We start from the raw sequence: 13,664 nt of genomic DNA on the forward strand, positions 1-13,664 counted from the left end.
AAACCCTCCAACGAGCGACGAAGTGCGAATGCATCAAGTCTCAAGCCCATGCATCAGACTCCCGCTGCCAGCGACGTCATCAAGTGTGCCATGCCTTAATCTGCATCCGGGCGCGACGATCCGGCTGCATCGCTTTCCTAATGTCAGGTTTGCCCAAATGACGCAGGTTCGCACGTAAGTCGGCCGGTCGACCTGCCGCTTTGCGACGCAAGAGGGGGACCGCGCTCGAGCCTGCGCGTGCGTGATGGCTGGATGACAGCGCGCGTCGCCGCCGGTTGTGTTCGAGGGCGCGGTCGCGAGGCCAATTTCTAGGAGGCGATGAATTGTGAAAGATCGCTGTGCATCTGCGATGAGATATGGAGGGTGCCATCCGGCAGGTGTTTCGGGCGCCGACCCGAAACACGCCCGCGATTTATGGCGCTTGCCCCGAAGCTGTTGACCCGAGGAAGTCGACGCTCGCCACAGGGGCTCCCTGGTGGGCGTACTCCAGATCCATTGACGAATACAACTTGAGGAGGAATGGTTTGACAAGACAGCGCTTTTTGCTGACGCCGGGTCCATTGTCGTTATCGCTGGCGGTCAGGAGCCAGATGCAGCTTGATCTCGCATCGCGCGATTGCGAGTTCAAGGAAGTGACCGCCTGCATGAGGCGGCTGATGCTCAACTTGCTGGGAAATGCTGACGACTATTCGGTCGTGCCTATTCAGGGAGGCGGCTCCTTTGCGATGGAAGCCGCTCTCTCTTCATTTGTGTCCCGAGCCCACAGGCCGCTCGTTTGCATAAACGGCATCTATGGCGAGCGCATTTTGCAGATTCTGCGGCTTTGGGGCGTCGAAGCACTGAAACTCGTGAAGCGAGCGACCGATCCTTTGGATCCTCAAGAAATTGGCGAGCATCTGAGCCGAAATCCTGGCGTTACGCACCTGTGTTTCGTGCATTGTGAGACGACAACCGGAATCGTCAATCCGCTGGACGCGATCGTGGAGGAGGCGAGAAGACGTGGCGTAAAGACCATCGTCGATGGGATGAGTTCCTTCGGCGCCCTTAATATCGACCTGAGTCAGCGTGGACCTGACGTCCTGGTCACGTCGAGCAACAAGTGCATAGAAGGGCCGCCGGGAGTGGCGTTTGTCATCGCGTCCCGCGAGCTGCTGGAGAATGCGGTTCAAGAACCGAGGTCGTTTGTGCTCGACGTGAGAGATCAATGGCGCTCGCTCGAGCGCACCGGTGAGTGGCGCTCGACCCCTCCCACCCACATCGTTCAGGCAACGACAAAGGCCCTGAAGATTCTGCACGAGGAGGGTATCGATGCCAGGCGCTGCAGGTACGAAAAGGTCAGGGACGATCTCGTCAAAGAACTCGAAGGACTGGTGTCTCCGCTGCTGTCCGCGGACTTGCAGTCGCCGGTCTGCGTCGCGTTCAGTGCGCCGTCGGGAATCGTGGACCAGGCAGGATTCGATGGGCTTTATCGCCACTTGGCGGCCCACAACCTTTACATCTACTCAAAGCTGCATCTTGCCACGCGGAGTTTTCGCATCGGTTGCATTGGGGAAATCCAATCCAGCTGGATCGAGCAGTTGGGGTGCGCTTTTCGTACGTATTTCCGGTCTGGTGAGGCTCGGTTAGCAAGGCCGATGTCGGGCCAAGAGGCATGCGCGGCTCGCGTAAAGATGCCGGCTCGAGCGGCTGGGGACCCGCGGCCGCCGATTTCGGCCGAGACTGCTGTTCTGCATGCAGGCTATCGGCGAGACCCGGTGACGAAAGCCGTCGCAGTGCCGATTTACCAGAATACGGCTTATGAACTCGATGGCGATCTAAACCACATCGCTGACGTCTACAACGTCAAGGCCGATGGGTTCACCTACACAAGGATCATCAATCCAACGACCCGCGCGCTGGAAAGGCGCTACGCCGCCGTCGATATGGGACGCGACTCCCTTGCCGTTGCGTCAGGTCAAGCAGCGACGTTCCTTGCTATCGTCAACCTGTCAAGTGGCGAAGTGGGGGACAATGTCGTCGCCTCTCCGTATCTATATGGCAATACCTGGAACCTGCTCCACAACACATTAAAGCGCCTTGGGATCAGCGTGAGGACGGCCGATCCTCGAAGGCCCGAGACGTTTGAACGTGCCATTGATGATCGCACGATATGCCTGTTCGGAGAGGTGATTTCGAATCCTTGTCTGATTCCGCTCCCCGTCAAACAGCTGGCCGAGATCGGCCGAAAGTACGGCGTGCCTTTGGTCGTGGACAATACGACGACGCCACTGGTATGCCGGCCGTCGGATCTCGGCGCCGCTATTACGACGTACTCCGCAACGAAATATATATGCGGCCACGGCACGACGCTCGGTGGACTGATCGTTGACAACGGCGAGTTTAGCTACCGGGGAGCCTCTCGCTTTCCCTTGTTCAACCGTCCCGACGATGCGCATGGCGGAATCGTTTGGCATAATGCGGTGCGCGATGTCGACGATCTTGGAAAGAGCGAGTTTCTTCTCAAGGCTCGCATGACCTGGTTGCGCGATACCGGCGCAGCCATCGCCCCGTTTGCGAGCTTTCAACTAATCCAAGGTCTTGAAACGCTGCCACTTCGCATGAAGCAGCACTGCGCGAATGCCAGGATCGTAGCTGACGTTCTCAAGGAGCATCCAAAAGTGCGCCGTGTCTTCTACCCGGGGCTCTTTGAAGGCGCCGATCGGGAAACCGTTGAACAGACACTCAATGCTGCATACGGACACGGGGCGATGGTCATGTTCGAAGTGGAGGACGAACAAGCCGGGCGCAAGTTCATCCAGAACGTCGACTTGATGTATCACGTTTCGAATGTAGGCGATGCCCGCACGCTCGTGACCCATCCCGTTTCGACGACCCACACCACCGTCCCGCGGGAAAAGCGCGAAGCCGCCGGCATATTTGGCGGCTCGATCCGGCTTTGCGTAGGCATCGAAGATGTCAACGACATCCTGCGCGATCTGGACAAGGCGCTTTCCGCAATCTGACAACCTGCAAGGCGATCAGGAGGAGGTTCTCATGAATCAAGCAGACGCTTGGAAATTGAGGTCATCACGCTATGAGGCCGTTCAATTCAGCCGAGAAATCAATAGGCAGCTATCCGAGCTGAGGCCCGACAACATAACGGGAGCGGCTTATATTGCCAAAGATTACGCTGTCATCACAGCGTGTACGCTCGCGACTGTGTCGGTCTCATGGTGGCTCTACCCGCTGGCCGTCCTTCTGATTGGCGCCTATCAGCGCGGATTGACAACCATCGCTCATGATGCGGCTCACCGCACGCTCGCGAAGAACACGACCTGGAACTACGTCCTGGGCATTCTGTTCGCTTCCTATCCCTTGTTCCAGCGCCACTGGGCCTACCGGATCTCGCACGTCTATTTGCATCATCCCTATCTCGGAGATCCGGACAAGGATCCCGACCTGAAGTTCTTCCTGGCCAGCGGCGTTTACAACGTGCAGCCTCCGGAGCGGTACGCTTTCAACATGATCTGGAAGCCGATCTTCGGCGGCGCGACAGTAGCGTATCTGAAGTATCTTTGGGCCAATCGATTTTCGATCACAGATGTCGAGGATCAGAGCCGCTCAGGCATACTTATCGACAAGTATGGCTTCTATCTCTTTTGGATCAGCATCCTGGCCGGGTCATATGCTGTCGGGCTGCTCCATATCGTCGTCCTGTTTTGGATCGTGCCCTATCTCACCACGTTTCAGGTCCTCGGATGGTTTATCGAGCTAGCCGAGCACTCTCCTATGTGCGAAACCGAGACGCAGAACGTCTATCTCACCAGGAATCGGAAAGGAAATTTCCTCGAGCGGGCCATCCTCGGACAGAATCTGGATGAATACCACCTTGAGCATCACCTTTCGCCGGGTATCCCGTTTTGGCTGTTGCGCAAAGCTCAGAAAATCCGAATGCAGGATCCGAACTATGCGAAGGTTGCCGCGACCTGGGGTGGGCTCTTTGTCAAGGGACCTCAAGGTCAGCCTAGCGTCATAGCTCAGTTAAAAGAGCGAAATCGACGCTTGTATGAGCAGTCTGTTGCCGAGGTTCGCGCGCGAGGGCAGCTCGCGTGACGTTGCTACGGCCAGAGAGCACCCGAGCCGTGGTCGGCGTCACTTCGAACCGTCTTCTGGTCGATGGTGTGCATCGCGACTGGTTGCGGCGCAAGTACTTGCAGGCACTCAATCGCCATGCGGGAGTGGCTTGCGTCATATTGCCGACGGTCGAGGCCGAAGATGCGAGCGAGGAGGTCGCCCCGGCGATCATGCGCCGGCTCGACGGCTTGGTGCTGACAGGTGATGAATCGAACATCGACCCCGCCGTCCTGAGAGCGCCTGCGTCCTTGACGGAGGCTGATCGGCAGGACGTTGAGGTTGGGATCCTTGACCGTCCGCGAGACAGGCTCTCTGCCGTAACTATAGCGAGCGCCATCGCGCTCGGAATGCCCATTCTGGGCATCTGCCGTGGACTTCAGGAACTCAACGTCTATTTCGGCGGCACGCTCCGCTCATCGCTTGCGGAGTGGAGGCCGGAAAGTGGCGCGATGCATGCCGAGAAGCCAGATCGTCCAAGAGACCGTCAGTACGACGCCGCGCACAGCGTCGGGATATGTTCCGATGGCGCGCTCTTTCCAATCGCGCGGACGATCGAAGCGCAAGTCAACTCGCTGCACAATCAAGGCATCGAGGCGCTTGCCCCGGCGCTGAGGCGGGAGGCGTGGGCGCCTGACGGTTTGGTCGAGGCGGCTTCGGTCATTGGCGCCCCGACTCTCCAAATCGGTGTGCAATGGCACCCCGAATGGCACGTCTCAACCGATCTCCTCAGCAAGCAACTGTTCAAGGCATTTGGAGAGGCGTGTGTTGGGTACCACCGAACTAAGAAGAACTAGAGGCGGGTTGTGACATTTCAAACCAAACGTGGTCCGTGCACGTCGAAAGGACACTCCCTCGGAGCCGATGCACGCCTCCGGTCCTGCGAGGGCCATGCGCCGCCTCGCGGGCACAGGAAAACTGGGCGATTGGCGAATCGCTTCGCTCTGGGAGTTCTATTTGTGGCGCTTTATGTCGTCGTGAGCGCGGCAGGCGAGGTTTATGCGGCGTCGTATTTTCAGCAAGCGGATGTGTTCGTCGCGCTCCTGCTGTCCTTCGCTGTGGTTTGTCTGATGTTCAATCTCTTGGCTCGCCAGGAAGGAGGCGAGGCAGCAGTGGCGAAATGGTCGCTCCTGGTCTTCGTCGCGCTCAATGTCGTGACAGCAATCAGCTGGATCGGCCTATTTATCGGACTGAAATACGCTGAACCTGCGATCGTGGTCGCCTTCATGGTGGCGCTGGGGCCCACCGCAACAGTGTGGTTAAACGCACTGATCAGGCGCCAGGGTGCCCCTCCAGCATCCGATATTGTCGTGAGCGTTACGATCGCAACGATCGGTAGTTACATGATTTGGATCTCGGCCAGCGGCAACGCAGGCGTGGAGTGGGGGGCTCGATCGTCCTTTGGCATCGTCTTGGCAATCGTGGCCGGACTATCGCTGGCCCTTACAAATATACTTGTCAAACTGCTGTTCGACCTTGGGTTTTCTGGCCGACAAGTCCTGGCGCATCGCTTTTATGGAACGATTCTCTTGCTGCTGGGACTGGTCGATCATTCATCTATCGTGCCTGAGATCTCGCAGCATTGGTTTGCGATCGCGGCAATTGGGCTGTCGACGATCATTGTTCCTTTGCTCTTGATACAGCAGGGCATTCGCCGGGTAGAGCCCTTCACCGTCAACATGGTCCTGTCCACCGCCCCTATCATCACCTTCCTGTTCCAGTACTTCGATTCTCGCATCGTGCCTTCGTTACATACGTTCATAGGAAATGCTCTCATTACGGCTGTCGCTGTCGGAAACATCTACTTGCAGTATCGGAGATCCGCATGAAAGAACGGAATTGTGTAATCGTAGACGCATACTCTACCGGCCGATACCTACCGGAAGAATTCAAGCGCTATGGAATTGGAACGGTGCATGTGATGTCGGCTGCACAGATTCCGTCCATATTCCAATCGCATTTCAATGCGGATCTTTATGATGAAGTCATTCGCCCCAGCGAGCGCATGGGATATGACGACATCGTTGATTATCATCTTCAGGCTCTCCATGGCCGGGAATTGGAGTTCGTTGTCGCGGGCTGCGAGACCGGAGTTGAACTCGCCGATTCTCTGTCGGAGCGGCTTGGCTTACCATCAAATGGGACTGCGCTATCCGCTGCTCGGCGTGACAAAGCGCGATTGTCTTGCGCGCTGACCTTTGCAGGCGTGCGATCGATCAGACAAGTCGTGTCCGACAGTCCTGTAGAGATCGCGAGCTGGAAGCGTGAAGCGAAGTTCGATCAGATCGTGATCAAGCCGCTGAACAGTACGGGTACCGAGGATGTATTCTTTTGCTCGACAGATGCTGATATTCAGCGGGCTGTGAGCGCAATTGTCGGGAAGACGAACCGTGTCGGAGCGTTGAATCGTTTTGCCCTTGGGCAAGAAAAAATAAACGGCCAGCAATATACCGTAAATGCCGTCTCGATCGACGGGGAAGCCTTCGTTACGGAGGCCTGGACCTATGACACGGTTCCGATTGAGAGGGCATCATCGGTCTGCTCACTTGAGAGATTGTTGGGGGGCAACGAACCAATCGTTCAGGAACTGTCCGACTACTTGGTGCGTGCGTTGCAGGCACTACAGATCGTCGACGGACCGGCTCATGCTGAGATCATCGTCGATCATCGGGGACCGGTTCTGGTGGACTTCGGAGCGAGGCTTCAAGGGACCATGTCGGCAAAAGCACGAACGATGGCGTTGGGGCACAACCATGTGACCTTGACGGCCTGGCGTTACGCAGATCCCAAGGGCTTTGGTGAATATATGAGGCTGCGCGGGCCCTACAAGCGGCAGGCGCACGCACTTTGCGTCTCGCTGATCTCAGATATGAGCGGTGTCGTTGCCGGTTACCCGGGACTCGAAGCAATCCGCAAGCTCCCGAGCTTCGCGGATGCCATTGCATTCGTTCCGATTGGTCAAGAGCTAGTTCCCACGATCGACTTGGTGTCGACACCAGGCATCGTTTATCTCGTGAATAGCGACTTGACGCAGCTTGAGAATGACTATCGCAAGTTGCGAGCAATGCGGATGGACCAGGTGTTCGATTTAGTGATGCAGGATCGCGACTGATGCCAACTGATCCCAGGTTGACCGGAGCGAATCCAGCCCGCGCGGCGATGGTCGGCGTAAGCGACTTCGATGGCGTTCTGCGAGGCAAACACGTCTTAGGTGAAGATCTCTCGGGTGAAGATAAAGTTATCAAGTTCTCTGAAGCGGTGCTGGCGTGGGATTGTACGGACCGGGTCATTCCGGCCAGTTTCACGCAAAAGCCGCTATCGGCGTTCGGAGATGCTGACCTGCGTATTCTGTCAGGCACCGGCCGTTCGGTGTCTCATCTCGGCGATCAAGATCTCTATCTCGCGGAGTTCGCGGGCGCACATGAGAACATCTGTCCGCGCGGTGTTCTGCGTAAGGTCCTGCGAAGGGCTGCTGACCACGGATACGCCTGCGCTACCGGGTTCGAGTTTGAATTTATGCTGTTTAAGGAGAATGCAGACACGATTGAAGAAAAGCCATTCGGCGAATGGGCTCCTTTAACCCGCGGCCCGTTCGGCTACTCGATTGCGCGCTCTGTCGCGCAACATGAGCTGTTCGATGAGATCTTGGCGCTTTGTGAGAAGGCGAGAATACCTCTCAGCGGACTACACTTTGAAACGGGACCTGCCGTTGTCGAAGCGTCACTTCGTCATTGTGATGCGCTGGAAGCTGCCGATCGAGCAACCATATTCAAGTCGATGATAAAAGCCTGGGCGCAAACGCGAGGCATGATGGCTACATTCATGGCCAAGGTTTCCGAGAAATGGCCCGGCCAGTCCGGCCATATTCACATCTCGATGTCCTCGGATAGTCAAAATGTGTTTTACGACGGTGATGCGTTCGGCAACGTCTCCGATCTTATGAGGCAATTCATCGCCGGACAACTAGAATACATGAATGAGTTCTGTGTGCTCGCTGCGCCGAACTTCAACAGTTACAAGAGATTGGTACCTGGCTCTTGGGCACCAATCTGTCCAAGCTGGGGAGTTGACAACCGCTCCTGCGCGGTTCGCGCCATTCCGGGAGAGCCATCGGCTCATCGCCTGGAGTATAGGCTGCCTGGCGCAGACGTGAACCCATATCTCGCGCTCGCATGTGCGATTGGTTCGGGAATATTGGGCGTCGAGACAGGTCCGGCACTACCGGCTTCGATCGTCGGTGATGCTAGCGTGGAAATGTGTCGTCCGTCCGCGAGACTGCCTCAAAGCCTATCAGAGGCAACATCTCGGTTTGCACAGTCTGCAGCGGCCAGTGATGTCTTCGGAGAAAGGTTTGTTGAAGCGTTTTCTTGCTCGCGCCGTTGGGAGTGGGAAGCCGTTCAACATCGGGTCACCGACTTTGAACGTCAGAGATACTTCGAGATCATTTAGCTTGAGCTCTTCGACAGTTCTGAACCTCATTCCTCTGGCCGATGCCGGCGGGGCTACTGCGGCTGTCTGTGCGTGCTTGCTCGTTAAGTGAGGACCTTGAGAACGCTGAGGAGGTCAGCTGTTACCTGCTCTGTAGCAGCAACCGCGATTGCTCCGTTACGATGCTAGGTAATCAACGACCAACACCATTTCCATTCGCATCAATGAAGACGTGCTCGGCTTCTTCAAGAGGGAAGGCAAAGTCGATTATGCTCAGAGGACGAGCCGGAGAGGTCCGTGATGCGCGACGCTGTAGCCGAGCCGCGGCGCCACGCAGGACGCGACGCGCAGCATCAATGGGAGCAGCGCGAGTAGACGATGGCTTAGTCGCCGCCAGCCACGACGAGGCTGGCGTAGATCGGTGCTAACTAGTACGCGCTTCGCGCGGCGCTCTGAATTCTCCGCTAGACAAGAGGTCCCAATCACCTTGGGTCCATTAAGTTCATGAGAGAACGAGAAATGCTGCGCTCGCGACGATGCAAAAAGGATTGCCCTCAAGCCGCACGACGTCATCGCGCGGAACCGTCCCCAGCATATCGTGCGGAATGCGAGTGTACGAATTCCTGACACATGCTGTGGATTGTCGGCATGACGTGCCCTCGGATCGCTTCGCGTGCAAGATGACATGAAGTTTCTTACGGCATTGATCGCCGTTGTGTTCGGTTGCGTGCAACGGCCGCTCCAGATCTCCAGCCAGATGGACAACGAGCTTCAGCGCGCAACCTGTCTTCCTCAGAGCGCGAATTGTCTTTCAGGATTGCAATCGCCGCCGGAAGACCTTGGACAATGCAGATTCCCTGGTTATCCTTGCAATCAACAGCGACGTCATATGTCGGCCTCTCGATGTCGATGTCGACGAAATGGCAGCGATAGGTGTCCTTTCCTTCAGGCGTGAAGTTATGGTCGTCCGCCCAGTTTGAGATGGCGGCCGGCGAAGTGTGCCGATCGGCTCCTTGAGCTTGGGCCTGCGCTGCCGGACTTAAGCACGGCTACGCCGGTTCCGCAGTGACAGAATGACGTAGCTGTCCCCACGCTAGGGCGGAAGATGTGCTGCCTACAGCAGCGGTGCAGATCGCAAGTCTGAGTCTGAGTAGTTGCCTAATATTGATGAAGTGCGTCAAGTCATTTGCGGACAGAGGCAGGTGCTTGGGTTACGGCACGTCGACCGGGGGCATGGATGCCGTCGGGCGTGGCACGGAGCCATTTTGGTGCTGGTTACGTGCCGCCAACATGATCGTAAAAGCCACGACGCGGATTAGGAGAACGCGCATGCAACAAGGATTACTCGAAACGATATATCGCAATTATGAAACGGCTCACCCCGTGCCTTGGACGAGGGGCGGCTCGGGGCATCCCCACGCACACAGCCTATTGGCCAGCAAACACCTCACAAATTTTGATACTCGTTCGCCGGTAGCCGCCGAACAACGGGACGATTGCGCTCAAAAAATGCATTTTCACTTGCAGACCGCAGGAATAGTGCAGCGAATTTGAGTAGTAATCCGGTGATTGGCTACTCACCGCGAAGGCAGCCACCCCTCGTGCTGCTTCCGGGCGCCATGAAGGACGGTTCACTGCGCAATCATGACATTGTGTCCGGCAGCCTGTTGGTGCTGACCGCCGCTGGGCTTGCGGTGTTTTGCTCTAGCCTATTCGCATTTGCTTTCATTTAGATCCCGCGGTGGACGTTTGGGCGCTAGGATCCCTGCGAGACCTCACGCAAGACGGTACGCAGCCGGACAGAGACGCTGTTATGGTTTTCCACGTATGGAGGTCCGGCGGCTGCAGATGATCTGCTCAGGCATCCGTAGGGATCCGCTTCCTCGAATCGCTTCATTTTCGCATGTAGTGCCCGTCTTTCTGAACGGCCGACCTGATCCCGTGGCTGGGCTTCGTGCAGTTGCCCACTAGCAACGTAAGTCCCCCTCCATCGAACGATATAGTTAGTCTTATGGTTGCGCTCGCATCACGCGTTTTTTTTGCGTGGGTTAGGCAGCATTTTGCGCCAGGTCAACTTCGGCTGTACAACTATCGATCCTCGAACAATCAGGCACAGGAGCGCTGGAAGCGTCACCTAGCAAATCCCCGACGCGCACAGCCTTTCGATGAGGCGGCCCTCTCAAGAGCAAGCAAGTATGAATGTGCTTCACGGGTAATCCCCTCTACCGGCCCTCATTATTTACCTCGCCACCTGCAGCGCAAGCCCTAACCCGTAAAACCCCTGATGCGATTAAGACTCGGCTTTGGGGACAACATTGCTGAAAACGATGCAGCGCGGGTTGCGGCTCGCGGCAGCTCTTGACCATCTTTTGCTATCGCGGCAACGAGAACGACCAAAGCAGATCGAGATGATGAGAGCGGGGTGGTGGCTGTGACGGAACAATCCCAAGCATCGGAGTTGCCGCCGGTCCTGCAGAGACCGTCGAAAGGCTTTCGGTGGATCTTTGCTCTTCTAGCCGTATTGCTCATTCTTTGCGCCGGCGGAGCCTATTTTTTGAGGAATATCGAAACATTTGCCGAGGCGCCGCCGGCGCAAGAAGTCGTGCCTCCCACGCTTGGCTTGTCACCTGAGGATAGGGATGTCCTTTTAGGGATCCAAACGGGGCAGCAGAGGACCGCCGACGAAATTGCCGAGCTCAATCGCAACGTCGATGCGCAGCAAGCCGAGCTAAAGCGGATCTCGGATCAGATCGCAGCCCTGACCCAAAGAATCGAGGAGCTGCAGAATCCCGCGCCTGTTGCTTCTCCTGCTCCTGCTGCTTCTTCGCCACCCGTGCGCACCACATCCAAGCCGGCCAAGAGAGACGTCCGGCCTTCGAAACCGCAAGGTCCGGTTTCTGTCGGAGGCGCGCCGCTGACTGCGGAGCCGAGCACGGAACAGCGCTGATTACCACAAAATGCCTGCATATGACGCTGCGCCTTCCAACGACGTCGGAAACCGACGGTCCACCATCTTGACCGGCAGGCCGACCCTCTCATTGCTCCGCGTGGTTTCTGAAATCCTCTGTGAGTCGCAAGAAGTTCATAAGCAGGACGTGCCCCTGTGAGGTAAGTATCGACTCGGGATGGAACTGCACCCCATAGGTGGGATAATAGCCGTGCGTGAGGGCCATGATCTCGCCTTCCTCCGAACGCGCTGTCACTATGAGGTTTTGCGCACATGGCTGATCAAGCTCGACGATAAGAGAATGGTAGCGTCCGACGTCAAGCGGGGTTGGCAGCCCCTTGAATAATCCTCGGCCGTCATGCGCAACGTATGAGCGCCGACCGTGCATGGGCCGACGCGCACGCGCCACCCGTCCTCCGAAAGCGCTCGCAATACACTGATGTCCAAGGCAGATACCGAGAATTGGCACGCGTCCTGAAAGTTCGCGAACCACTGCTGTCGATATTCCTGCCTCAGTTGGGGTGCAGGGGCCGGGCGATATGACCACCGCGCGCGGGTTGAGACCAACGAGCTCGCTGATGCTGATAGCGTCGTTTCGGATCACTTCCGTTGCTTCACTGAGCTTGTGCAAATAGCGGGCAATGTTGAACACGAAGGAATCGTAATTATCGATGATGACAATCAAAATGCACCAGCTGGTTCAGAACCAAATGCATCAAAGATTCGCTCTGCCTTGGCGAGCGTTTCCTCGTATTCGGCCTCGGGCTCCGACAGGGCCGTTATACCGCTGCCCGCATGAAACACAGCCAGGTCGCCGTCGATCGTGACCGTGCGGATCGCAATACTTGTGTCCATGTGCCCGCTGAAGCCGATGAAGCCGATCGCCCCACAATAGACCTCTCGCGCGATGCGCTCGATTTCTGTAATAATTTCCATCGACCGCAGCTTTGGCGCTCCCGTAATGGAGCCGCCGGGAAAGCAAGCACGGAGCAGGCTAACGGCGTCTTCGTCTCCGGCAAGTTTCCCCGTAACGATCGACACGAGATGGTGCACTGAGGCATAGGACTCGAGATTGCACAGGGCCGGAACCTCGACCGAATGTGCAGTGCAAACGCGTGACAGATCGTTGCGCAAAAGGTCGACAATCATCGTGTTCTCGGCATGATCCTTTTCGGAAGCGAGGAGAGCAGCCGCACGGCGGTGGTCTTCCTTGAAATCAGGAGAACGCGCGATCGTGCCCTTGATAGGTCGTGTCTCGACTTGTCGCCCCTCAAGCTTCAGGAATCGTTCCGGCGAACTTGATGCGATGGTCAGCTTTCCCCATCGCAGCAGGGCCGCAAAAGGCGCCGGATTCAATGATCGTAGCTGGCAATAGAAGGCGAGTGGATCAAACGAGGTCGGCAGGCGGGTGCTGAACCGCTGCGCAATATTCGTCTGGAACACGTCACCCGCCAGGATCAAGTCGATCACGCGTTGTACCGCCGCAATGTAGCTCTCGCGGCTGAAGTTCGAGCGCCATGCGCCCGCTTTGCTGTGGCAACCCTTCTGTGGCGCCTTTGGACCGGCAAGCAATGCTGCAAACTCGTCGGCTCGACGACGCGCTCGTTCGCTCCGTCGCACTCGGTCCTGCTCCGGCCATCCGGTCGAGACGATCCAGCATTTGTTATCCCGGTGATCGAAGCTGATGACCACATCATAGAAATGCAGGATGGATTGGGGCAAACCCAGACCGGCAATTGCCGGCGCAGACAATCGCTCCAATGTCCTGTTCATTTCGTAGGCAAGGTAGCCTGCCGCTCCTCCCTGGAACGGCGGGAGATCGGGACGATGCTCTTGCGGGTACTTCGCGAGTAGCGTGCGAAGGACCTTCCATGGATCGGCCTCGAGAGTAAGTCCGTTCCAACTGACTTGGCCGTTCGCGACCCTATAGGTGCTGAACGGGTCGCACGTTAGATATGAGTAGCGCCCAAGCAGCTCGTGCCTTGCTACGCTATCGAGAAACGTGAGATGCGATCGATGCCCAAGACGTCGCATCGCTGTGACAGGTTCAACCCACTGCAACTCGCGAACATACATCGGGTTATCGGTCACCGGCGGCTGACGTCGTGAAAGTGCCGTTCCATCTGTTGCCCCACCCGATGAGAACGACGCTTGTCTGCGATGGGCCGAAACTTGATGC

The 13,664-nt window shown here is 57.0% G+C and carries 9 protein-coding genes; 7 read left to right on the forward strand and 2 right to left on the reverse strand.

Features of this window, described 5'->3' with window-relative positions:
* Positions 1-524 precede the first annotated feature (524 nt).
* The 7 genes from XH85_RS13480 (at position 525) to XH85_RS13515 (ending at position 11,485) form a co-directional block, all read left to right on the forward strand.
* A complete protein-coding gene (locus XH85_RS13480; protein ID WP_164940762.1) occupies positions 525-3,002 on the forward strand; it encodes a 2-aminoethylphosphonate--pyruvate transaminase in 2,478 nt (825 codons plus the stop codon).
* A 31-nt stretch (positions 3,003-3,033) separates the two neighbouring features.
* Positions 3,034-4,092: a dhydrorhizobitoxine desaturase gene (rtxC, locus tag XH85_RS13485; RefSeq protein WP_128932190.1), complete on the forward strand. Its 1,059-nt coding sequence runs from the start codon at positions 3,034-3,036 to the stop codon at positions 4,090-4,092.
* 29 nt (positions 4,093-4,121) lie between these two features.
* A complete protein-coding gene (locus tag XH85_RS13490) occupies positions 4,122-4,907 on the forward strand; it encodes a gamma-glutamyl-gamma-aminobutyrate hydrolase family protein (RefSeq protein ID WP_245473428.1) in 786 nt (261 codons plus the stop codon).
* A 129-nt stretch (positions 4,908-5,036) separates the two neighbouring features.
* Entirely contained in the window at positions 5,037-5,939 is a 903-nt protein-coding gene (locus XH85_RS13495; protein ID WP_128932192.1) for a DMT family transporter, read from the forward strand.
* Complete coding sequence (locus tag XH85_RS13500) at positions 5,936-7,222, forward strand: ATP-grasp domain-containing protein (RefSeq protein ID WP_128932193.1); 1,287 nt, start codon at positions 5,936-5,938, stop codon at positions 7,220-7,222. The genes XH85_RS13495 and XH85_RS13500 overlap by 4 nt, the downstream gene beginning before the upstream one ends.
* The gene (locus tag XH85_RS13505; RefSeq protein ID WP_128932194.1) at positions 7,222-8,559 is read left to right on the forward strand and encodes a glutamine synthetase; all 1,338 of its coding nucleotides are present in this window, start codon (positions 7,222-7,224) and stop codon (positions 8,557-8,559) included. Before XH85_RS13500 ends, XH85_RS13505 begins: the two co-directional genes overlap by 1 nt.
* Before the next feature lie 2,401 nt (positions 8,560-10,960).
* On the forward strand, positions 10,961-11,485 hold the full coding sequence (locus tag XH85_RS13515; protein ID WP_164935094.1) for a hypothetical protein: 525 nt from the start codon (positions 10,961-10,963) through the stop codon (positions 11,483-11,485).
* 88 nt (positions 11,486-11,573) lie between these two features.
* Here XH85_RS13515 and XH85_RS13520 read toward each other — a convergent pair whose 3' ends face one another.
* Both XH85_RS13520 and pabB read right to left on the reverse strand, forming a co-directional pair.
* Positions 11,574-12,170: an anthranilate synthase component II gene (locus XH85_RS13520; protein WP_164940763.1), complete on the reverse strand. Its 597-nt coding sequence runs from the start codon at positions 12,168-12,170 to the stop codon at positions 11,574-11,576.
* Positions 12,167-13,576, reverse strand: a complete 1,410-nt coding sequence (gene pabB / locus XH85_RS13525) for an aminodeoxychorismate synthase component I (RefSeq protein ID WP_128932195.1) — start codon at positions 13,574-13,576, stop codon at positions 12,167-12,169. Before pabB ends, XH85_RS13520 begins: the two co-directional genes overlap by 4 nt.
* Between the last annotated feature and the right edge of the window lie 88 nt (positions 13,577-13,664).

Source organism: Bradyrhizobium zhanjiangense (genome assembly GCF_004114935.1).
Classification (GTDB): domain Bacteria; phylum Pseudomonadota; class Alphaproteobacteria; order Rhizobiales; family Xanthobacteraceae; genus Bradyrhizobium; species Bradyrhizobium zhanjiangense.

Excerpts from the sequence above, each read along its gene's own strand:
- rtxC (WP_128932190.1), top strand. The coding sequence starts at position 3,034 with ATGAATCAAGCAGACGCTTGGAAATTGAGGTCATCACGCTATGAGGCC.
- XH85_RS13500 (WP_128932193.1), top strand. The coding sequence starts at position 5,936 with ATGAAAGAACGGAATTGTGTAATCGTAGACGCATACTCTACCGGCCGA.
- XH85_RS13505 (WP_128932194.1), top strand. The coding sequence starts at position 7,222 with ATGCCAACTGATCCCAGGTTGACCGGAGCGAATCCAGCCCGCGCGGCG.